Annotated in this window: 22 protein-coding genes and 2 pseudogenes; 12 read left to right on the top strand and 12 right to left on the bottom strand. The window is 60.9% G+C overall.

Going from position 1 to position 19,026, the window contains the following annotated elements; translation table 11 throughout:
• Together CN97_RS19430 and cueR are read left to right on the top strand one after the other, a co-directional pair.
• Positions 1-302, top strand: a pseudogene (locus CN97_RS19430) (hypothetical protein); the annotation flags it as partial.
• 43 nt (positions 303-345) lie between these two features.
• Positions 346-828 (top strand): Cu(I)-responsive transcriptional regulator, encoded by a 483-nt coding sequence (gene cueR / locus CN97_RS20460; protein WP_084684281.1) that lies wholly within the window; start codon positions 346-348, stop codon positions 826-828.
• A 98-nt stretch (positions 829-926) separates the two neighbouring features.
• Here cueR and CN97_RS19420 read toward each other — a convergent pair whose 3' ends face one another.
• Positions 927-1,799 carry a LysR family transcriptional regulator gene (locus tag CN97_RS19420; protein WP_248700135.1) on the bottom strand — a complete coding sequence of 291 codons (873 nt, stop codon included), beginning with the start codon at positions 1,797-1,799 and terminating at the stop codon, positions 927-929.
• 144 nt (positions 1,800-1,943) lie between these two features.
• Here CN97_RS19420 and CN97_RS19415 point away from each other — a divergent pair, with 144 nt between their 5' ends.
• The gene (locus CN97_RS19415; protein ID WP_035715144.1) at positions 1,944-2,663 is read left to right on the top strand and encodes a putative quinol monooxygenase; all 720 of its coding nucleotides are present in this window, start codon (positions 1,944-1,946) and stop codon (positions 2,661-2,663) included.
• 275 nt (positions 2,664-2,938) lie between these two features.
• On the opposite strand, the gene CN97_RS20030 is transcribed toward CN97_RS19415, so the two are convergent.
• From CN97_RS20030 to CN97_RS19400, 3 genes are all read right to left on the bottom strand, one after another.
• A complete protein-coding gene (locus tag CN97_RS20030; RefSeq protein WP_169743207.1) occupies positions 2,939-3,313 on the bottom strand; it encodes a helix-turn-helix domain-containing protein in 375 nt (124 codons plus the stop codon).
• A gap of 272 nt (positions 3,314-3,585) precedes the next feature.
• A complete protein-coding gene (locus CN97_RS19405) occupies positions 3,586-4,047 on the bottom strand; it encodes a hypothetical protein (RefSeq protein WP_176408622.1) in 462 nt (153 codons plus the stop codon).
• 53 nt (positions 4,048-4,100) lie between these two features.
• The gene (locus CN97_RS19400; protein ID WP_035715141.1) at positions 4,101-4,418 is read right to left on the bottom strand and encodes an H-NS histone family protein; all 318 of its coding nucleotides are present in this window, start codon (positions 4,416-4,418) and stop codon (positions 4,101-4,103) included.
• A 635-nt stretch (positions 4,419-5,053) separates the two neighbouring features.
• Here CN97_RS19400 and CN97_RS19390 point away from each other — a divergent pair.
• The 3 genes from CN97_RS19390 (at position 5,054) to CN97_RS20840 (ending at position 6,731) form a co-directional block, all read left to right on the top strand.
• Positions 5,054-6,250 (top strand): hypothetical protein, encoded by a 1,197-nt coding sequence (locus CN97_RS19390; RefSeq protein ID WP_035715137.1) that lies wholly within the window; start codon positions 5,054-5,056, stop codon positions 6,248-6,250.
• 144 nt (positions 6,251-6,394) lie between these two features.
• A complete protein-coding gene (locus CN97_RS19385) occupies positions 6,395-6,595 on the top strand; it encodes a hypothetical protein (RefSeq protein ID WP_035715135.1) in 201 nt (66 codons plus the stop codon).
• The gene (locus tag CN97_RS20840) at positions 6,588-6,731 is read left to right on the top strand and encodes a hypothetical protein (protein WP_156969594.1); all 144 of its coding nucleotides are present in this window, start codon (positions 6,588-6,590) and stop codon (positions 6,729-6,731) included. The genes CN97_RS19385 and CN97_RS20840 overlap by 8 nt, the downstream gene beginning before the upstream one ends.
• A 284-nt stretch (positions 6,732-7,015) precedes the next feature.
• Here CN97_RS20840 and CN97_RS19380 read toward each other — a convergent pair whose 3' ends face one another.
• From CN97_RS19380 to CN97_RS19370, 3 genes are read right to left on the bottom strand one after another with little or no spacing between them, the layout of a single operon-like run.
• The gene (locus tag CN97_RS19380; protein ID WP_035715132.1) at positions 7,016-7,519 is read right to left on the bottom strand and encodes a DUF305 domain-containing protein; all 504 of its coding nucleotides are present in this window, start codon (positions 7,517-7,519) and stop codon (positions 7,016-7,018) included.
• A 22-nt stretch (positions 7,520-7,541) separates the two neighbouring features.
• On the bottom strand, positions 7,542-8,309 hold the full coding sequence (locus tag CN97_RS19375) for a glutaredoxin family protein (protein ID WP_035715129.1): 768 nt from the start codon (positions 8,307-8,309) through the stop codon (positions 7,542-7,544).
• Between the two features lie 17 nt (positions 8,310-8,326).
• Complete coding sequence (locus CN97_RS19370; protein WP_035715126.1) at positions 8,327-8,602, bottom strand: metal-sensitive transcriptional regulator; 276 nt, start codon at positions 8,600-8,602, stop codon at positions 8,327-8,329.
• Positions 8,603-8,802: 200 nt separating this feature from the next.
• Here CN97_RS19370 and CN97_RS21355 point away from each other — a divergent pair, with 200 nt between their 5' ends.
• Positions 8,803-9,102, top strand: coding sequence for a ClbS/DfsB family four-helix bundle protein (locus CN97_RS21355; protein WP_276946786.1), 300 nt, complete (start codon positions 8,803-8,805; stop codon positions 9,100-9,102).
• A gap of 22 nt (positions 9,103-9,124) precedes the next feature.
• On the top strand, positions 9,125-9,310 hold the full coding sequence (locus CN97_RS21350) for a ClbS/DfsB family four-helix bundle protein (protein ID WP_276946787.1): 186 nt from the start codon (positions 9,125-9,127) through the stop codon (positions 9,308-9,310).
• Between the two features lie 70 nt (positions 9,311-9,380).
• Here CN97_RS21350 and CN97_RS19360 read toward each other — a convergent pair whose 3' ends face one another.
• The 4 genes from CN97_RS19360 to CN97_RS19345 all read right to left on the bottom strand — a co-directional run bounded on the left by CN97_RS19360 (position 9,381) and on the right by CN97_RS19345 (position 11,193).
• Entirely contained in the window at positions 9,381-9,659 is a 279-nt protein-coding gene (locus tag CN97_RS19360) for an HU family DNA-binding protein (RefSeq protein ID WP_020952657.1), read from the bottom strand.
• 82 nt (positions 9,660-9,741) lie between these two features.
• A complete protein-coding gene (locus CN97_RS19355) occupies positions 9,742-10,248 on the bottom strand; it encodes a hypothetical protein (RefSeq protein ID WP_140418218.1) in 507 nt (168 codons plus the stop codon).
• 146 nt (positions 10,249-10,394) lie between these two features.
• Positions 10,395-10,673 (bottom strand): hypothetical protein, encoded by a 279-nt coding sequence (locus CN97_RS19350; RefSeq protein WP_035715120.1) that lies wholly within the window; start codon positions 10,671-10,673, stop codon positions 10,395-10,397.
• Positions 10,674-10,743: 70 nt separating this feature from the next.
• The gene (locus CN97_RS19345) at positions 10,744-11,193 is read right to left on the bottom strand and encodes a universal stress protein (RefSeq protein WP_035715118.1); all 450 of its coding nucleotides are present in this window, start codon (positions 11,191-11,193) and stop codon (positions 10,744-10,746) included.
• 236 nt (positions 11,194-11,429) lie between these two features.
• Between CN97_RS19345 and CN97_RS19340 the strand changes: the two genes are divergently transcribed.
• From CN97_RS19340 to CN97_RS19330, 3 genes and pseudogenes are all read left to right on the top strand, one after another.
• A complete protein-coding gene (locus tag CN97_RS19340; RefSeq protein ID WP_035715115.1) occupies positions 11,430-13,589 on the top strand; it encodes a ParB/RepB/Spo0J family partition protein in 2,160 nt (719 codons plus the stop codon).
• Positions 13,590-13,764: 175 nt separating this feature from the next.
• A pseudogene (locus CN97_RS19335) lies at positions 13,765-14,907 on the top strand (SulP family inorganic anion transporter); the annotation flags it as partial.
• A 12-nt stretch (positions 14,908-14,919) separates the two neighbouring features.
• Entirely contained in the window at positions 14,920-15,930 is a 1,011-nt protein-coding gene (locus tag CN97_RS19330) for an Ldh family oxidoreductase (protein WP_035715113.1), read from the top strand.
• 293 nt (positions 15,931-16,223) lie between these two features.
• Here the strand turns inward: CN97_RS19330 and CN97_RS19325 are convergent, their stop codons facing one another.
• On the bottom strand, positions 16,224-17,261 hold the full coding sequence (locus CN97_RS19325) for an aldo/keto reductase (RefSeq protein ID WP_035715112.1): 1,038 nt from the start codon (positions 17,259-17,261) through the stop codon (positions 16,224-16,226).
• 176 nt (positions 17,262-17,437) lie between these two features.
• On the opposite strand from CN97_RS19325, the gene CN97_RS19320 reads away from it, so the two are divergent.
• Positions 17,438-18,337, top strand: a complete 900-nt coding sequence (locus tag CN97_RS19320) for an AraC family transcriptional regulator (protein WP_035715154.1) — start codon at positions 17,438-17,440, stop codon at positions 18,335-18,337.
• The last annotated feature ends 689 nt before the right edge of the window (positions 18,338-19,026 follow it).

The raw sequence follows: 19,026 nt of genomic DNA, 5'->3' as shown, positions 1-19,026 counted from the left end.
CGAAATCAGCGCCTTACTTGGGAAATGTGGGGTCTGGCAGTCTTCAGGGGGTTCCCAACGCCATCGCGCTCTCCAAGGCGACGATCGGGAATATCCGCCAAAATCTGTTCTGGGCTTTCGCATACAATGCAGCTTTGATTCCTGTTGCAGCGGGAGTCCTCTATCCCGCATGGGGGATCTTGCTCTCGCCCGTGCTCGCCGCCGGCGCAATGGCGCTTTCGAGTGTCTTCGTCTTGGGAAATGCACTTCGCCTGCGTCGCTATGCACCTCCAACTGGCCAGCGCGTGACAGGGAAAATATAATGGCCTTCGTAACCTGGCATCTATCGGCCGAAAGGAGTGCGTGATGAACATTGGTCAGGCTGCCGAAGCTTCGGGCGTGAGCGCCAAGATGATCCGCTATTATGAGCAGACGGGTCTGATCAGGGCTGCGGATCGGAAAAGCTCAGGTTACCGCGACTATTCGGAACAGGATGTTCATGTTCTGCAATTCATCCGAAAATCTCGAGATCTTGGGTTTTCGGTCACGGAAATAGCAGAACTTCTGCAACTTTGGCAGGATCGGAGCCGCCATAGCGCGGATGTAAAAAGGATCGCGCTGATCCAGATTGAACGCCTCAACTCGAAAGTTCAGGAGCTGAAGCAAATGGCAGCTACCCTTGAGAAGCTCGCGTCCTGCTGCTCGGGTGATAACCGGCCTGACTGCCCCATTCTCGAAGGCCTTGAAAAAGCGAGCCCACCGCTTTCGCAAGAGACTCCATCTCTTAAGCATCGCGGTGCCGTTGAGGCACTAAATCAACCAAAAGCATCTTTTCAGGGCAATAGTTGATGAATATCTGTTGCGATCGCAGAATATTTTATTTATCAGGTCACTGAAGTACCAGTTAATGTACTATGCGCGAATGTCGGCCATCAATGATAGTACACCTACGCACGCGCAATCTCACGGATCAGATCATTTGTCTCTGGTCTCGTCGTTTGGTGCCGATAACGAAGAGCAGAAACAGTTCGCGAAATTTCAAGGCCGTCGATGGGTATCGAAACGAGGCCACTGTCTGCTGGAATTGCCGTGGTTGGCAAAATCACCGCGCCTAATCCCTGCCGCGCGAGTTCGACTAACCAATCCACGCGATTTGACCGATAGGCCGCGTAGAGTTCGTGACCCTGGTCTGCACATGTCCGATGCAACGCATCGCGCATTTCGCAATTGGGTCGATCGAGCATGTCAGTTTCAGCGAGTGTCGAAAGAGAAACAGCGCCCCGTTCAGACAACGGGTGCGACTTGGACACCACAACCTTGTAGGACTCGTCATAGAGCTGGTCTATTCGATAGAGGTCTTCGCTGACCGTCGCCGCTGTGACAACGACATCAAATTCACCCTCTCGCAATCCGGCCAGAAGCTTGGAGGCAGACGCCACGATCAACTCTATTTCGGCTTGCGGCAATCGTGTACGGAAGCGTTCCACGGCGGCTGAAATCCGGTTGTGACCAATCGTTTCGCCAACACCGACAGAAATAGGAACCCGCTCTAGTCGCGCGTGGCGGACGGCTTCTGCCTTAGCTGCCTGCGTTTCGTGATACGCTTTCTGTAGTCTTGGCTGCATGAGTTTTCCGAGTGCCGTCAACCTGCATCCCGCGCGGTCCCTGACAAACAGATCACCCCCGAGCTCGTGTTCAAGTTTCTTGATCGCGGTCGTCAGGGACGGTTGGGAAACATTTGAGGCGCTGGCGGCATGGGTGAAGTTGCGATGCTGGCAGACAGCCAAAAAATACCTGATCTGGTTCATCTCCACTGCCACGGTCTCCGTCACTTTCCGCCATGAAGTTCACCATAGCACATGTCTATCAAAGAATAGAAGTTCGGGATTGGTGTCTGAGGCACTCGGCATGAGAAAAGGGTGCATCGAAACCAACCACGACGACCTGTCGATCAGGAGGCGACCATGAAAGCCCAAATTCTCAAGACACTCGCCGCTTTGGCCTTGATCACGACATCTGCACTCGCACAGGAAGCCCCAATGGAAAATCGCACTGCCAGCTACATCGCCATGCCCGCCGCTGAAGGCCAGACCGAAGCATTCGCCAAATTTCTGGCCGGAGCCGCCCCGATTGTCGCGGACAACGAACCAGGCACCGTGCTTTGGTTTGCCTTGCAAGCCGAAGATACGCTCGCGATCTTTGATATCTTCGTGGATGAAGAAGCGCGCAATGCGCATTTCTCCGGCGCTGTGGCCGCGGCTTTGAACCAAAATGCCGAGGCGCTGGTCGCCGGGGGCTGGGACGATGGTGTTGTCGCGAATATCAACAATTCCGATGTCCTGTCGATGAGGGAACCGGTTGATCTCAACTCGGCCACGACAGCCACGTATATCACGCTCGAAGCAGCACCCGGCAAAGGGCCGGAACTGGCCGCCTTGCTGACCGCAGCTGGTCCCATCGTCGGAGAAACCGAACCCGGCACATTGTTCTGGGCGGCGCTGCAGATTGACGAAACATCCTTCGCAATCTTCGACATCTTCGCCAACAATGCTGGCCGTGAAGCACACTTTGCCGGTCAAGTCGCCGGGCTGCTGAAGGAACGGGCAGCGGAGTTGGTCGCTGGCGGGTGGGACGACGGTGTGGTCGCTAACGTCCACAACTTCGACATCCTCGCCATCAAGTAACGCGATGTGACAGGAACAGGAGACGCCTGGTGCAACGCATCAGGCGCTTTGCCGAACGAATTTAGATTCACCGTGAAGCGGTCGTTCGAGTAACTGCAGCGAATTAGCGCTTTGTTCGCATTGCTGACCTCCATCCTTTGCGCAGCGACAGTCCGCTCTCGGCCCATCATGGCTCTTGACGTCAAGAATTAGAGTGCTGTGACGAGCCGCTGTGTCGGCTCGTTGACCATAGCAAACCAAGGCGTGCATGGGCTGCTGCGTCCAATCCGCCCATGTCAGCTCGTGGCCGCTGTGCCCTCGATGAGGTTCAGGAATGCCGACCTGATTTCCTCTGGCAGCGCAAAATATGCCTTAAGAAGTCTATGACGCTCGCCGAGCCGTTGCGGGGGCAAAAATCTTGATAGCTCTCCTTGGCCGTCGGGCGAGTTTAGCATCTCCAGGATCGTTTGCGGGTCTACTTCGAGCGCATTGGCGATCCTTACCAGTCGGTAAATTGTTAGGCTGTTTCGGCCGCTTTCGTGTTTTTGCAGTTGTTGATAGCTGATACCGATTTCCGAGGCGACATCTGCCAGTGACAGGCCGCGTCTTGTCCGCAGCGCCTTCAGCCTGTCCCCGAGTTGCCTGTCAAAACCATCCAGATCGCCGTCCAACTCGGCCCACCCTATACCGGACAGAAGCGAATGCTGCGGTACGCCCCCGCAATCGCTTCCTGACCCATGATCGGGGAGTTGGAAAACCGAACCTGTCCGGTCCCTATGACCTTTAGCACCGGAGCGCCTGGACATACGTCACAGGCTCCCCGACCGCATGGTCAAGGAATCGGCGCCGTTTCGGCCGACGCCAATACCGACAGGTTCAGAGGTTTCCACGCCCCAGGGACGACGCGTGGCGTCCCCAAGGGCAGTGTATCGGTTTCAGGGGGTTAGGAGCAAGATGTTGCGTTGCTCGGTTCCATAGCGCTCTGGTCAGGCGCTAGGGTCTTCGGTCGCGGGGGCAACTGGCGCATCAGGCCCGAGCGCCTCGTGCGTTTTCGACCTGCAAGGTTCCAGTCGTGCCTGGGTTCATCCCAGTTTTGGGTCGAGGTGAGCTGTCGGTCCAGGTAGTCGCGAAACTCTTGTTCGCCGACCCGCAACTTGAATGTGTAGAGCCGATTGACGATTTCGCGCATCAAGTCGCGCATTTCGTCATCGCTGATCCTGGAAACCTCCGACCATGGGATTTGTCGGCCGTTGGCGTCCGTCACGAGCACATCAGAATAGTCCCCTGTATGGCTGACCACTCCCGGGCCTGCATGCAGGGTTTCAAGACACGTATTCCGAACACAGATCAGCGTCATCGCCTTGGACATGACCGAGGCAATCTTGCGCACAAGGTCGTTGGTCATGGCTTCCTCGTCTCGCAATGCGAGCCAGGGCCTGTCGTTCCCCGCCCTGTTGATCAGATAGCGAAATCTTCGAGCGATTTTCCGGAGGCCAGCGCGTCACCGATCCAGCCCGGTTTGCGTCCCCGCCCGGACCAGGTCAGTTCCGGGTTTTCTGGATGACGATATTTCGCTACCGAGGGAGAGCGTTGGCGCGCGGTTGCCGCATCGGCAAGTTCCTCGAACGAATAACCGAGTTCGCGGGCCAACTCATCGACCCTGGCGCGGGCCTCGGCTTTGCGGCGATCTTCAAAGGAGGTGATCGCCTTGGCGACTGACTTTTCCATTTGTTTCAGTTCGCTCAGCGAAAGCGCGTCGAAGTTGATATCGGTCATCAAGGTCCACTTTGTTCTGCAACATTGATAGGGCAGCGTGCAGTGATGGGCAATTCCCCTTTCGGGGACATGGTCAGACATGGTTGCGTGCTCTAATGCTGCCGCATGAGCAGAAGAAGACAGTCTCTGCCTTCCAAGCGCGTCACTGCGCTGCGATCGGTACCTTGGCCTCGGAAACGAGCGGGTAGTCGTAACCGGCCTCTACAGTTTTTGTCTGTGATGGGCGGTGCGTTGTTGCTGGGTTTTATGGCGGTGGAGCGCTTTCCCGCGCATCTCGGCGCGCTGCCTGAATTGACAGCCCGTCGTGTGATTGAGGGGCCTGTCAGTCATATTTGCGATGGCGACACAATTGAGGTGGCGGGCACGCCCGTTCGGTTCGGGTCGTTGGACTGTGCTGAGCGCGGAACAGTGCGAGGCGATGCGGCTACCAGGTGCACTAGCTACGACCGCAGCATCGGGCTGTGCACTTTGCTCGATGGGCGTGACGTGGCCGCACAGATGATCCGGAAAGGATTGTGAGACCGATACTGGTAACGGCAGTCCTGTCGGCTCCAGAGTGAGAGAGCGGGTGGTTTGCCCGTGACGGGTCCGGGCTGGGGGAGAGGCCTCCGGCGGCCCGTCGCGGAGTGACTGTCATGAACAAATTGCAGATTCTGGAACCCGCGCGACCGCCGCGCGGCGGCTATAAGGTGGATGTCAGCCGGGGTGAGCGCAACGGCCGGGTGTCATCCGAATGGTTCAACCGGCCCGATGATGAGCGCTATCTCTCGCTTGATGACCTCTGGGCCTCGGTCAAGGCTCGCTCGGAGCGCAGCACGTCGCGCATTGTCGAGACGGCGAAGATCCATGTCGAGGCCAGCCGCGACAATGCCGAGCGGCTGCAGTTGATCCTGCCGAAGGCGGATGCGCCGTTGGCGCCGACCCATTGGGCCTTTGGTCAGCTTGCCAGCCTGGTCGGGGCGCCGGCGTCGTATCTGCGCCAGCTGCCGGCCCCGCTGGCCGGGATCAATCTGCAGTATGGCCTCTCGGGTCACCGTGCCGAGCAGATCAAGACCTTCGAAACCGAAGACGGCAGGACTGAGCTACGCGCGGTGACCGGCCCAGATTATGGCCGGATCTATGATCATGAGCTGGTCGAGGCCGTGCAACGTATCGCGGGCAATGGCACCGGCGACACGCGGTGGAAGGTGCCGGGCACGCTCGACTGGTCGACCGGCGTCTATAATCCGGACGTCGACATCACCCGCGACACGACCACGCTCTATGCCTCGGATCGCGATGTGTTCCTCTTCCTCGTAGACGATCACAATCCCATCGAGGCGGGCAAGCTGCCCGATGGATCGCCGGATCTCTACTTCCGCGGCTTCTATTGCTGGAACTCGGAGGTCGGGGCCAAGACCCTTGGCATTGCCAGTTTCTATCTACGCGCCGTGTGCCAGAACCGGAACATCTGGGGTCAGGAAGAATTCCAGGAGATCACCATCCGCCACTCGAAATATGCTGCCTCGCGGTTCGCGCATGAGGCTGCACCGGCGCTGACCCGCTTTGCCAATTCCTCACCCTCGGGGTTCATCAACGGGATCAAGGCGGCCCGCCAGCAGATCGTGGCCCGGACCGACGAGGACCGTGTAACCTTCCTGCGCAAGCGCGGGTTCTCGAAGCTGGAGGCGGGCAAGATCATCGACAAGGTCCTGGTCGAGGAGGGGCACCCGCCCGAGAGCATCTTCGACTTTGTTCAGGGGATTACCCGCCTCGCGAGGGACAAGACCCAACAGGACACCCGGCTTGAGCTGGAGGGCAAGGCCAAGAAGCTGCTGGAGCGCGCGGGCTGACACCAGTCGCGCACCCATTCGTCACATCATCACGCGGCAGCCCTACTGCTGGTCCTCGGTTGCCGCGTCCCTTCCCATTCCCGGCCCAAGCGCTCGCGGCGTCATAGAAGCGGGCAGTGGGCTACTCATTCCGGGAGACCCCTGATGCAAACCTTTGACGAAAAAGTGGATACCGCTGTCTATGCCGCCTTCATGGCGCTCGGCCTTCCGGTTGCCACGAATATGGAGCTGGCGATCCGGCTCAACGACTTCATCTCCCAAGAATTCCAATTCGTCGTGTCAGATGATGACGACAACGGGGGCGCAACGCTTGCCGGCGGGGCCGGAGGGCGGGCCGATGACTGAGCAGGAGCAAACCGTCATCCTTGAGGCGCGTGAGATTCTTGCGCGCTATTTCAACCAAAACCCGCTGCTGACCTCCTGGCAGGCTGTGCTGGACTATTGTGCCATCGCGGTTCACCTGGTGTCCGCCCCGAGATGAACAAAGGCAATTAGTGCTCTGCTTTCAATTCTGCCCCTCGATAGAAGAGGAGCACGTCCGTCAATTTTCTCATGCTCCAATTCCAAGATCGAAAGCGTACCTGCAGCACGGGTCAAGAGTTTTTTGCCGCTTATTCGGCCCTATGAAATCGGCCTGTCAATGGCACGTCTTGAGCCATTCGGCGCTTTGGTTCAAAGAGTAGTATCTAAGCCCATTTATGGATCGATCCGTTGCCCGCACCCGCTTGCTTCGTTCTCGACGCGCTAACAGCGAGGCCGCAGATCTTAAGCTCCTTGATCGAGGCGAGCCTTGATGGTCTCCATTTGTTCGATCTCGCTCCTTTGAGCCTCAATGATTTCTTCGCAAAGAGCCAGTAATTCAGCGTCGCTTAAAGAAGCTTCCCGGCACATGAGGATCGCGCCCGAGTGGTGCGGGATCATCGAATCGATGAATTGTTCGTCATCGATCAGGGTTTGGGCGCGTGTGGCGGCGAACGAACCGACTGTCAAGACGACGAAGACGGCGTAGAGGGCGACATTGAGTCCTTTTCGCGGAAACATGCCGGGCATCGTTGCCAGCATGAAGATGCCCATCGGCGCCCACATCGTCACGGCCATGTAGAACATATTGAGATTGTTGTGGAAGTCGTGAAGCCCGTCGATCATCGAGAACATCACAACGTACATAACGACCAGGCCGAGCGCCATGTTGATCCAGAACATCAAATAGGGGCGGCCAGCGCTGTCGTTGGTGTGCTCGTGCTTGCTTGTGTGGGACGGATGAGTCATCTCGTGGCTCCTTTGTTTTCGCTTAATGTCCGAGGCCGATGCCCATGGGCTTGAGTAGCATCCAGATCGCCATGCCAACCATCATCAGGTTCTCCGTTAGCGAGACGAAGCCGAGCGGCACATTGCTGTCACCGCCGACACAAGCGCATTTGAGTTCGCGCTTGTCGATATAGACCGCCTTGAAGACCGATATGGCTCCAACGGTGCCGATGAACAGGGCGACGGGGATCGACAGCCACATGAGCGCGCCGGCCATCATCAGGACGCCCGCCAGCGCTTCGGCGAATGGATAGACGTAGGAATAGCGCACCCAACGTTGCGCCAGGAGGTCGTAGTTCAGGAACATGGTGGCGAATCCCTCCACGTCCTTGAGCTTTTGCAGGGCAAGCAGACACATCGAGATGGCGATGAACCATTCCGCCGCCTCGACGGTGAGAAGGTTCCCGAACGCGGCCCAACTTGCCGCTAGCGCCATTAGCGCAGCCATCGCGAACAGCGCGATCACCGGCGTATAGGTGGTGGCGTCCTTGTCCTTTACCTCCTTGCCGAAGAAGGCGAGAAGATCGTCGTATCCGCCGATGCGCTTGCCGCCGATGAAGGTCTGCGGTGTGGTATCGACGCCGTGCTTTTTCTTGAAAGCATCAACCTCGGCACGAGACGTCAGCTTGTGGTCCTCGACCTGGTAGCCCTCCCGTTGCAGAAGGTCCAGCGATTTGAGCCCCCAGGGACAAGTATGTTCGGTCATGACCATTCGATGGAGTTCGGCATGTTTCGCGGTGGCGGCAGCCATTGCGGTTTCCTCCAGATTCAAAGCTTGGCCTTGGCGAAGATCTCGACCAGCTCGTTGAACTTCTTGCGCTGCTCGGCGGCATCGCCGGACGCAATCGCGTCTTCGACGCAGCAGGCGGCGTGGGATTTCAGGATTTCGGTTTCAACGATGGCCAGCGCGGCCTTGATCGCGTGGATCTGATGCAGGATGTCGATGCAATAGCGGCCGTCCGTGACCATCTGGCCGACGCCGCGCACCTGACCTTCGATCCGACTGAGCCTCGAGCGGAGAGCTTTGGCATTCTTCTGATCCATGAGCTACCGATACCCTATATGGGTATATCAAACACTTCAGCGTGGGCTTGGTTCCCTTCGTTCGCCAGGAACTCTTCCATCGTTGTGATTCCCGAAACATCATCATCTTGAGTTTATTCGTGTCGGGTTGACCTTCCAACGGTTGGAACCCTCATCTTAGAGGGCCAAGCGAAGGAGATGGACATGAAGATCAACACCGGATGGTGGTTCCAAGTACAAAAGCCGAGCTACTGGAGGCGATTGCGACGACATTTGATCGCCTCACCATCGATCTCGCGAGGGGTTCAACTGACCGTGCAAGGGAGGCATCACTCGCGGGGCACGCGGCGGGGACAATGATGAGCCCAGCCGATTTGGTAGCTTATCTGATCGAGTGGAACGATTTGGTGCTCAAGTGGCTGGATCGTGACGACCGGGGCGAGCCGGTCGATTTTCCCGAGGCCGGGTTCAAATGGAATGAACTCGGTCTGCTGGCCCAGAAGTTCTACCGGGGATCATGAGGCTTTGGATTGGGTCAGTCTGTTGGCACGCCTGACCGAGGCCAAGACCCGGCTGGTAAACACGATTTCCGCACGGTCCGACGCCGAACTCTACGGCGGGCCCTGGTATGGGAAATGGACGAAGGGCCGGATGATCCAGTTCAATACGTCTTCTCCCTACGCCAATGCGCGAGTCCGGATTCGGAAGTGGCTCAAGGAGAAGGGCTGAGAGCGATAAAGCTCTCTGCTACAAGGGGAAACCTGTCCATGCAGCAGAGGCGCCTGGTCTGCCTGTGGCCTCACGCCTTCAGCGCGTCTTTCACGGCCTTGGCAGGCGTAAAGGCCAGTTTCTTTGAGGCAGCAATGGTCACGGTTGCGCCGGTGGCCGGGTTGCGGCCTTCGCGTTCGGCGGTTTCCTTGACCTTGAACTTGCCAAAACCGGGGATCGAGGTTTCTTCACCGGCAATGGCGGCGTCGGTCACGGCTTTGAAGACCGCCTCGACAGCGGATTTGGCCTGAGCCTTGGTCAGGCCATTCTCTTCCGCGACTTTGGCGGCGATATCGTTGATCGTGGTCATAGGGGTCGCTCCTGTTAGATCCCGATGACCATGTCAGCTTTGGTGCGCGACCGGAATCGTCAATTTTTGGTCGCGCGGCCGTTCAAGCCGTTTCCTGCTTCTTTACTGCTGGCGGGGCTTCGGCGTGCACTGCCGCAGACGGTGCGTATTCACGCATGCGGCCTATGGTCTGCTGGCATGCCTCATCTGAGGCTTGCAGCGGGGTGCTCGCCAGTTGCCGGAGTGCGCCGATAGCCGCCTCCTTCGATATCGGCTTTCCTGCCCCGAGGGCGATTGTTCCGATCGGCTCGTTCGTCTGCATGAACATTTCCAACCAGGGGCCAACATAATCCGTGCCATTGCCGAGCGGTGAAGCCGCCGTTGGCTCCAGTTCATAGACCATCACGCATTCATCGCTCTTACCGTCTACGGTCGCCTGATAGCTGCCGAATGGGCGGCGCTCCAACATCCAGGACAGCGCGATCATCGGTGCGTTTTCCAGCGCCGCCGGGAGCTCTTCGGCTCTGTTGATCTGCTGCGGCAGCAGATCGGTGTCGAGGCTCCGCCATTGGCTGGTGGTCCCGGAGTAATATGCAAGCAGATAGCGCATTGTCAGCATGCCCATATGTTCTTGTTGTCGCTGGCATATTCGCCCGACCAGGAAGTAGGGAGCGCGTCTTCTGCTCGCAAGGATCTGCGGTGGACCTTGGGCGGGATGCCGCCCAAGGGTATGTCGTCTTGCCTGCACGTACGGCATTAACGCCGTGACAGCAGCCTGCCGAGCCATCCGCTTTTGCCGGTGGCATTGCGCACCTTTGACCGGGGCGACCTGGCAAGAACTTCGCGCCCCGCATCGGTCAGTTGGTAACGCTTTGCGCTTATGACCCTGAAGAGCCCGCGATCCGTCAGGCGCTCGGCGATCTGCTCTGTCTCCGCGTTCTCCTCCGACCCGATCAGCGACAGGATTCCCTCAGGCTTACCCTCCGCGTCGCACAGGAGGTCGAGCCATGAAGATGGCAGGTCATCGTCGGACAACGCAGGGCTCCGGAGATGGAGACGCGTCGGGCGCCGGGTCGATTTGCATCGCAGGCATCCCTGTCCGACCTCAGCGGACGACCAGCACCGGGACCGGGCTGTGTGCCAGAACTTCGGCGGTCTGGCTGCCGAGCAACAGACGACCAAGGCCACGCCGGCCGTGCGAGGACATGCAGATCAGGCTGCAATCCCGCACTTTCGCCGTCTCGACAATCGCCTCGGCAGGTTGGGCATTGGGGATATGCAGAACCTCGGCGACTACACCGATCTTGTCCGCAGCTTCCTTCGCAGTTCTCAGGATGCCATCGGCCAGTTCCTTCTGGCTTTCCTCGAACCCGCCGCTGACCTCGATGGGCGCGACCCATGCCCCGCCCGCGGCCGCTGCATAGATCGGGAAGGCTTCCGTGACGGTGACGATGGTCACCTTCGCGCCGAGGGTCTTGGCCAGCGTCAAGCCGTGGTCGAGTCCCTTGGCGGCGGTTTCCGATCCATCGGTGGAAATCAGGATGTGATGATACATTACCATTCCTTTTGGCGGACAGGGAAGATCTGGCGCATGGCGGGATCGTCTCACTGTTGCACAGGCCAGACCTCCGGCCAAGGAAATCCCGGACAAATCAATGCCCGAGACAGTCATCATGCTCTCAGGCGTTACCGATCTGGCGGGCAGGAGAGGGAGAGAGGGGAGGGGCGTTCCATGACGGGTTGGTAGCCGGAGAGAGGGTCTCCCCGGCGCCCGTCCTCGGAGTATCTGACATGGCCACTGCCGTTCAGAAGATCACCCTGTCGTCCTCGCGCGACATTCCCTTCAACAAGCTGGTGCTGAGCCAGTCCAACGTCCGCCGCGTCAAGGCTGGCGTCTCGGTCGATGAACTGGCCGAGTCCATCGCGCGGCGCGGGCTGATCCAGTCCCTGCACGTACGCCCGGTTCTGGGCGAGGATGGCACCGAGACCGGAATGTTCGAGGTGCCCGCTGGCGGCCGCCGCTTCCGGGCGCTGGAGGTGCTGGTGAAACAGAAGCGCCTCGCCAAAACCGCCCCGGTCCCCTGCATCGTGTCCGACGCAACCGACGATGTGCTCATCGACGAGGTCTCGCTCGCCGAGAACATCGAACGCGCACCGCTGCATCCCGTCGATCAGTTCCGCGCTTTTCAGGCCATGCGCGAGAAGGGCATGACCGAAGAAGCCATTGCCGCCGCCTTTTTCGTCGATGCCAAGGTGGTGAGACAGCGTCTGCGACTGGTCTCGGTCGCGCCGGCACTGCTCGAGATCTATGCCGAGGATGGCATGACGCTGGAGCAGCTGATGGCCTTCACCATCTCCTCCGACCACGAACGCCAGGTTCAGGTCTGGGATGCGGTGAAGGACAGCTGGTCGAAGGAGCCCTACAACATCCGCCGCCTGCTGACCGAAACCACGGTGCGGGCCTCCGACAAGCGCGTCACCTTTGTCGGCATCGAGGCCTATGAGGCGGCGGGTGGCTATGTGCTGCGCGATCTCTTCCAGCAGGACGATGGCGGCTGGCTGCAGGATCCGGTTTTGCTCGACCGGCTGGTGAACGAGAAGCTGAAGGCCGAGGCTGAGACCATCGCCGCCGAGGGCTGGAAATGGATCGAGGTCGCGGTCAGCTTTCCCTACAGCCATGCCTATGGCATGCGGCAGCTGATCGGCACCACGGTCGATCTGACCGAGGATGAACGCACCACCCGCGAGGCGCTGCGCGACGAGTACGACCGGCTCGAGGCCGAGTATGCGCAGGTCGATGAATACCCGGATGAGGTCGATGCCCGGCTGGGCGAGATCGAGAAAATCCTCGGCGCCTTCGAGATGCGGCCCATGATCTATGATGCGGCGCAGATGGCGCGGGCCGGGGTCTTCGTCAGCCTCGATGTCGACGGCACGCTGCTGATCGAGCGCGGCTATGTCCGCGCCGAGGATGAAGCACCGCTGGAGCAGGAGCCCGAGATTGTCGATCCCGAAACCGGCGAGGTGCGGCAGCGCGCCGAACCGGAGGGCCATCATCAGCGCGCGGTGATTACCCTCGGGGGCGAGCCGGCCACTGCGCTCGAGGAGGAGGAGGACGAAGGCGAGGCGATCAAGCCGTTGCCTGAACGCTTGGTGATCGAACTGACGGCGCATCGGACCCTGGCTTTGCGCGATGCTGTCGCCAGCAATCCGAGCGTCGCGATGACGGCGCTCTTGCACCGGCTGGTGCTCGACTGCTTCGGCATCCGCAGTTCCGGGAATGCGCTTCAAGCCCGCGTCAGCGAAGTGCATCTGTCGGTGCAGGCTCCGGATCTTGGCGACTCGATCCCGGCGCAGAGCATCGACGAGCGGCACGCGGCATGGCGGGCGGATATCCCGCTCGATGATGGCGACGATCGGCTCTGGGACTGGCTGCACGCTCTCGACGAGGCCAGCCGTCAGGCGCTGCTGGCACATTGCCTCAGCTTCGGGGTCAACGCCCTCTATGAGCGTCCGAACCCCTATGGCGGCAATGGCATCAGCCAGCATGGACTGGACCGGCGCATGCATGAGGCGGATCGTCTCGCGCGCGTGACCGGTCTCGACCTTGTTGAGACGGGCTGGAAGCCGACGGTCGCCAATTACCTTGGCCGCGTGACCAAGGCGCGCATTCTCGAGGCCGTGCGGGAAGGTGTGGGCGAAAGCGCTGCACAGCTGATCGACCATCTGAAGAAGGGCGAGATGGCGACGGAAGCCGAGCGGCTGCTGGCAGGTAGCGGCTGGTTGCCGGAGCCGCTGCGGATGGAGGCTCAGGATGCCATCGCAGATGCAGCGGATGCAGGTGGCGCCGAAGCGGAAACCTTGCCTGACTTCCTCACGGGCGACGGTGAGGACGATGAGCCCGTCGAAGACGAGGAGCAGGTGCCGGCGCAGAGCATCGCTGCAGAATGACCATTCACGAGGGCGGCAGTGGTCGCCCTCGCCACGATCCGCTCAAATCGGCCCGGTCCTTGTGACCGGGCCTTTCTTTTTTGCTTACGCCATTCGGTTATGAGGCATAGGGCGCTACCCCAACTGGGCTAAAAAATGCCGGTGCAGAAGCGCATATCCCCGGTTGGCGACGCAACGCTATGTGTCGAAATCGGTGATGACCGGCTTCGTCAACGCTTTGGCTATCCTGATCTTTCTGGCGCAGCTGCCGGAGCTGGATCCAACAAAAGTGCCGATGCTGACCTATCCACTGGTCGCGCTTGGCCTTGTCATCATCTACCTGTTTCCGCGCCTGACCACCGCCATTCCGTCCCCGCTTGTCACCATCATCGTGCTGACGGCGCTGGTGCTGGCGCTGGATCTTGATGTGCGCAACGTCGGCGATATGGGCGCGCTGCCCGACACATTGCCGGTTTTCCTGCTGCCCGATGTGCCGCTGAACCTTGAGACGCTGGGGATCATCGTCCCCTATGCGCTGGCGGTGGCCGTGGTCGGCCTTCTGGAAAGCCTGATGACCGCCAATCTGATTGACGAGATCACCGACACGAAATCCGACCGCAATCAGGAATGCATCGGTCAGGGGCTGGCGAATTTCGGCACCGGTTTCATCGGCGGCATGGCCGGTTGCGCGATGATCGGGCAGAGCATGATCAATGTGAAATCCGGCGGGCGCGGGAGGCTCTCGTGCGGTTTTGCCGGGGTGATGCTGCTGATTTTCTGTGTCAGCCTCGGCGATTGGGTCAGCCTGATCCCGATGCCTGCGCTGGTGGCGATCATGGTTATGGTGTCGATCGGGACGTTCTCCTGGGCCTCGCTCGGGAACCTGCGAACCCATCCCCGGTCAAGCTCGGTGGTGATGCTGGCCACGGTGGCGGTGGTGATCTGGACCCACAACCTCGCCATTGGCGTGGGGGTGGGCGTGCTGCTCTCTGGCCTCTTCTTCGCGGCCAAGATTGCGCAGCTTTTCCGGGTGACCTCCAGCGAAGACGGCGATACCCGCACCTACCGCGTCGAGGGGCAGTTGTTCTACGGCTCGGTCGAAGATTTCAGCGCCGCCTTCGATTACCGCGACCTACCCGCGCGGGTGGTGATTGACGTGACCCATGCGCATATCTGGGACATCTCGTCGGTGCAGGCACTGGAGGCGGCCGTCGCAAAGTTCCGCGCCGCCGGGGCGCAGGTCGAGGTCATCGGCATGAACACGGCCTCGGCCACGATTGTCGACCGGCTGGGGCAAAAGGACAGGGAAAGCGCGGGCGATATGCTCGCCCCGCAGTGAGGGAGGTGCATCATGTCTGACGAGATACGGATGTCCGAGGCAGAGATCCTCGCGCTGGCGCAGGACTTTCTGGTATCTCACGGGGTGTCGCAGCTGCAGGCGGCGGCCATGGCCGGGTTCCTGACGCGCGCGCAGCGTGACGGATGCCTGTCCCACGGTTTGCAACGACTGCCCGGAACGCGCGACACGATGGCCCATCCGGCATTCAACTTGGGGGCGGTTCCGGTGGTAACGCAGGTGACCCCGGCGGTTTTGCGCGTCGATGAGCGTTTCGGCTTCTCGGCCCTTGCGGCGCAGGCCGGCCTTCCCGCGCTGATCACCAGTGCGCGCAGTCTGGGCATCGCATTCCTGGCGGTCAACAACGGCTTTAACGCGACCGCGCTCTGGCCGTTGGTCGAGGAGATCGCGGCACAGGGTCTGGCTGCGATGTCGATGAACCCGACCCATGACTGGGTGGCCCCTGCGGGCGGCACGCGGCCAGTTCTGGGCACCAATCCACTGGCCTTCGCCTGGCCGCGGACCGGCGGCAAGGCCCCCTATGTGTTCGACTTTGCCACGACGGCCGCCGCGCGCGCAGATATCGCGATGCATCGGCAAATGGGCAGATCCATCCCCGAAGGCTGGGGACTGGATGCCGGGGGCCGGCCCACTACAGATCCGGCAGAGGTTCTGGCCGGGGCGATGCTGCCCTTCGGCGGACACAAAGGATCGGCGCTGGCCACGATGATTGAATTGCTGGCGGGCCCGCTGATTGGCGGCCGCACCAGTCGGGCCTCGGCGGCCTTTGATCAGGGGCACAACGCTGCACCCTGCCATGGCGAGCTGATCATTGCCTTCAATCCCGTTCTGCTGGCGGGGGACAAGGAGCAGGCCGAGGCAGAGCAGATGCTTGACGCGATTTCGGATCAGGGTGCCCGGCTGCCAGGCAGCCGCCGACATGCCACTCGGCAGCGGAACCTGCGCGATGGAATCCCTGTCAGCAGGGCATTGCTGGATCGCATCCGTGACATGATGCCGGGCTGACATTTCCCGCCTCGCCGGGCATGGGTATGATTGACCATGCGCCAGCCGACCCTGGCGCAGGCAATTGGCCCATCAGATAGACACGCGCGCCGAAACATCAAGCAAAGGCGCAAGCGGGATGCGGAGCGAAACGATCTTGCTTGGCGCCGGGGACGAAGAACTGGGCGCTTGCCAGCCCTGGATGCCGATGCGGTCGAGGCATGTTCGCGCCAAAGCCTCAACATCATCCGCTGGCTATGGGGGACAGGCAGAACAACGCCCCGCCGCAACTGTGGCGGGACGTTGCGCGCATATCAGCCTTTTTGCGGGGCGAAGGGTGCCCGATATTGCGATTGGCGCTCCAGCATCCAGCCCGGATACTCGGGTGGCAGTTTTGTCACGCTGTCGAGCGCGGCCAGATCCTCGGCGGTCAGCACCACCTCGGTCGAGCGGATATTGTCCTGCAACTGGTCGATCCGCTTGGCGCCGACGATCACGCTGGTCACCACCGGCTGGTGCAAGAGCCAGGCGAGGGCGACCTGTGCCACGGTGCAGCCTTTGGCCGATGCGATCCCGCGCATCACCGCAATGGCGGCATCGCCGCGCGCCAGATCCACGGGCGGGAAGTTGAAGCTCGCTCTCCGGCCGTCATTGGCGGTAGTGCCGCCGCTGTAATTACCCGACAGGAAGCCCCCGGCCAGCGGGCTCCAGACCATGAGCCCGAGGCCTTCGGCGCGCAGCATCGGCGCGATCTCGCGCTCCAGATCGCGGCCTACCAGAGTGTAATAGGCCTGAAGTGACAGGATCGGTGCCAGCTTCCGCGCCTCGGCGATGCCGATGGCCCTGACGATCTGCCAGGCCGCCCAGTTCGACAGGCCGATGTAGCGCACATGGCCTTGCCGCACGAGCGTGTCGAGCGCCTCCAACGTCTCGGCAATCGGTGTCACCGCGTCGAAGCCGTGGATCTGGTAGAGGTCGATATGGTCCATCTGCAAGCGCGAAAGGCTGGCCCTTGCTTGCGCCATGATGTGCGCGCGAGAGGCGCCTCGGGCGTTCAGGCCTTCGCCCATCGGACCCAGAACCTTGGTCGCGATCACCACATCGTCGCGGGGGATGCCGAGGTTGCGGATGGCCTGGCCGAGGATCCGCTCGCTCTCGCCGCCAGCGTAGACATTGGCGGTGTCGATGAAATTGATGCCGGCGTCAAAGGCCGCTCTGACCAGTGTGTCGGCCTCATCCTGCTGCAATTGGCCGATCTGGCCCCACATGCCGTCCGATCCGCCGAAGGTCATGGTGCCGAGGCAGAGTTCCGAGACCAGAAGGCCGCTCGGGCCGAGAGTGCGATACCGCATGGGCAGTTCCTTTCGCAGTGTGGGGCAGGGCCGGGAGCAGCGCTGCCGGTGCAGGGTGAAGATAGCGCTGTCCCATGCGGACCGGCGACGCGGATCCTCGCATATTCTTGCACGATCCTCTCATTCGGGTGGAATTCGGGATGCGTGCTGCCATGCTGCCGACTACATTGCAGGGCATGGAAACCAACGACCTCTTGCCGCTCAAGGACCTGATTGACCGCCAATGGCGCGCGCATGGCCGGGAAACCCCGGTCGATGGCCTGCTGCTGACCTCGGTCACGGCACCGACCGGCCCAATCCACGCTGTCTACCGCCCCTCGCTGTGCGTTGTGGTGCAGGGCGCCAAGACCAGCATGCTCGGCGATCGGGCCTATCGCTATGGTGAGGGGAAATGCCTGATCGCGTCGATGGATGTGCCGATCCGGGCCGAGATCACCCGTGCGACGCCGGAGCGCCCCTATCTGGCCTTCAGTCTCGCGCTGGACCCTGCGACGATCTCTGACCTTTTGCTGGAGCTGGGGAAGACGGAAGAGGCGCCCGCGGGCGCTGCGCTGGCGGTCCATGCCTTCGATCCGGAGCTGATCGATCCGCTCTGCCGATTGCTGCGTCTCTGCGCCCGGCCGCGTGACATTGAAATTCTTGCGCCGATGATCCGGCGCGAGATCACCTGGCTCCTGCTGAACGGGCTGATGGGACCGGCGCTGCGTCAGATCGGGCTGGCTGGCAGTCATATGGCGCGGATCGGTCGGGCCATTGCCTGCATCCGTGAGGGCTTTGCGGATCAGTTGAACGTGCGGGACCTTGCCGATATCGCGGGGATGAGCCCCGCCACATTCCACCGCCACTTCAAAGCCGTGACGGCGATGACGCCGGTGCAATACCAAAAGCAGTTGCGCCTGCAGGAGGCGCGTCGCCTGCTGTTGGCCGACGGCGCCGATGTTGCGCGGATCGGCTATGCCATCGGTTACGAAAGCCCGTCGCAGTTCAGCCGCGAGTATCGCCGCCTGTTCGGATCGCCGCCGGGACGGGATGGTCAGGAGATCCGACGAAGCCTCACTGCGCAGGTAGAGGCGTGAGAGATGTAAGGGGGTGCGGCACAACGGCAGTGCAACCGCCTCGGCCCCCGGCGAGTATCTAATCGCCATCTTTCTGATCGGCACTTTTCGTCAAAGCCGATTATGTCCATCGATCTGCAGCAACCGATCGAGAGCCGAGGCGCTCATCTTGACCTGTCATGCGGTTGGCTGTGGCCGCTTGCGCGCTGGCGAGGCCAAATGCCCCGGCCTTTTGATCCTGGACATTGGTTGGCGTTTTCCTCCGGTAGTTATGGGCGTGTATTGATCAGCCTTTCTCTCTTTCCGGCCTCTTTGATTGCGGGGTTCGCAGATCCGGGGCACGCTCTGATCGGGCTTCCAGCCCTGTCCCTCTTCCCGGTCGAGCGCGTGGTCGGCAGGTGACCGACCAGCGGGCCGGCCGGTATCCGATCTGGTGCGGGGCCTAGCGCGTGGCGGCAGGTCGGCGGGGAAGGGTGCGCACTCGCCTGTTCACAGTTGGGGTGATCATCGCCGGTGGTTGCCTGTCGGATCTTCCTGCCGGTTCCTTCAGGATCGCCGCGGTCTCCTGTCTCTCTGGGAGTGACGGGACCGCTCGCATGCGTCCTCTGTGATGGGCTGATCTGGCCGAAGACCAGCGCGCGGGCGCGCTTCGACGTCTCGGCGCAACAGCGTCGTTGACCTTTCTTCCCCTGGGCTTCGCCCATTCCTCG

The sequence above is a fragment of the Haematobacter massiliensis genome (assembly GCF_000740795.1).
GTDB classification, from domain to species: Bacteria; Pseudomonadota; Alphaproteobacteria; order Rhodobacterales; family Rhodobacteraceae; genus Haematobacter; species Haematobacter massiliensis.
The sequence above is the reverse complement of the archived record's forward strand: the minus strand, read 5'-3'. Positions and strand labels throughout refer to the sequence as shown.

What these genes read in the sequence shown, in the direction of transcription:
- cueR (WP_084684281.1), top strand. Translation starts at nt 346, where the DNA reads ATGAACATTGGTCAGGCTGCCGAAGCTTCGGGCGTGAGCGCCAAGATG.
- CN97_RS19415 (WP_035715144.1), top strand. Translation starts at nt 1,944, where the DNA reads ATGAAAGCCCAAATTCTCAAGACACTCGCCGCTTTGGCCTTGATCACG.
- CN97_RS19405 (WP_176408622.1), bottom strand. Translation starts at nt 4,047, where the DNA reads ATGACCAACGACCTTGTGCGCAAGATTGCCTCGGTCATGTCCAAGGCG.
- CN97_RS19400 (WP_035715141.1), bottom strand. Translation starts at nt 4,418, where the DNA reads ATGACCGATATCAACTTCGACGCGCTTTCGCTGAGCGAACTGAAACAA.
- CN97_RS19390 (WP_035715137.1), top strand. Translation starts at nt 5,054, where the DNA reads ATGAACAAATTGCAGATTCTGGAACCCGCGCGACCGCCGCGCGGCGGC.
- CN97_RS19385 (WP_035715135.1), top strand. Translation starts at nt 6,395, where the DNA reads ATGCAAACCTTTGACGAAAAAGTGGATACCGCTGTCTATGCCGCCTTC.
- CN97_RS20840 (WP_156969594.1), top strand. Translation starts at nt 6,588, where the DNA reads ATGACTGAGCAGGAGCAAACCGTCATCCTTGAGGCGCGTGAGATTCTT.
- CN97_RS19380 (WP_035715132.1), bottom strand. Translation starts at nt 7,519, where the DNA reads ATGACTCATCCGTCCCACACAAGCAAGCACGAGCACACCAACGACAGC.
- CN97_RS19375 (WP_035715129.1), bottom strand. Translation starts at nt 8,309, where the DNA reads ATGGCTGCCGCCACCGCGAAACATGCCGAACTCCATCGAATGGTCATG.
- CN97_RS19370 (WP_035715126.1), bottom strand. Translation starts at nt 8,602, where the DNA reads ATGGATCAGAAGAATGCCAAAGCTCTCCGCTCGAGGCTCAGTCGGATC.
- CN97_RS21355 (WP_276946786.1), top strand. Translation starts at nt 8,803, where the DNA reads ATGGTGGTTCCAAGTACAAAAGCCGAGCTACTGGAGGCGATTGCGACG.
- CN97_RS19360 (WP_020952657.1), bottom strand. Translation starts at nt 9,659, where the DNA reads ATGACCACGATCAACGATATCGCCGCCAAAGTCGCGGAAGAGAATGGC.
- CN97_RS19355 (WP_140418218.1), bottom strand. Translation starts at nt 10,248, where the DNA reads ATGCGCTATCTGCTTGCATATTACTCCGGGACCACCAGCCAATGGCGG.
- CN97_RS19345 (WP_035715118.1), bottom strand. Translation starts at nt 11,193, where the DNA reads ATGTATCATCACATCCTGATTTCCACCGATGGATCGGAAACCGCCGCC.
- CN97_RS19340 (WP_035715115.1), top strand. Translation starts at nt 11,430, where the DNA reads ATGGCCACTGCCGTTCAGAAGATCACCCTGTCGTCCTCGCGCGACATT.
- CN97_RS19330 (WP_035715113.1), top strand. Translation starts at nt 14,920, where the DNA reads ATGTCTGACGAGATACGGATGTCCGAGGCAGAGATCCTCGCGCTGGCG.
- CN97_RS19325 (WP_035715112.1), bottom strand. Translation starts at nt 17,261, where the DNA reads ATGCGGTATCGCACTCTCGGCCCGAGCGGCCTTCTGGTCTCGGAACTC.
- CN97_RS19320 (WP_035715154.1), top strand. Translation starts at nt 17,438, where the DNA reads ATGGAAACCAACGACCTCTTGCCGCTCAAGGACCTGATTGACCGCCAA.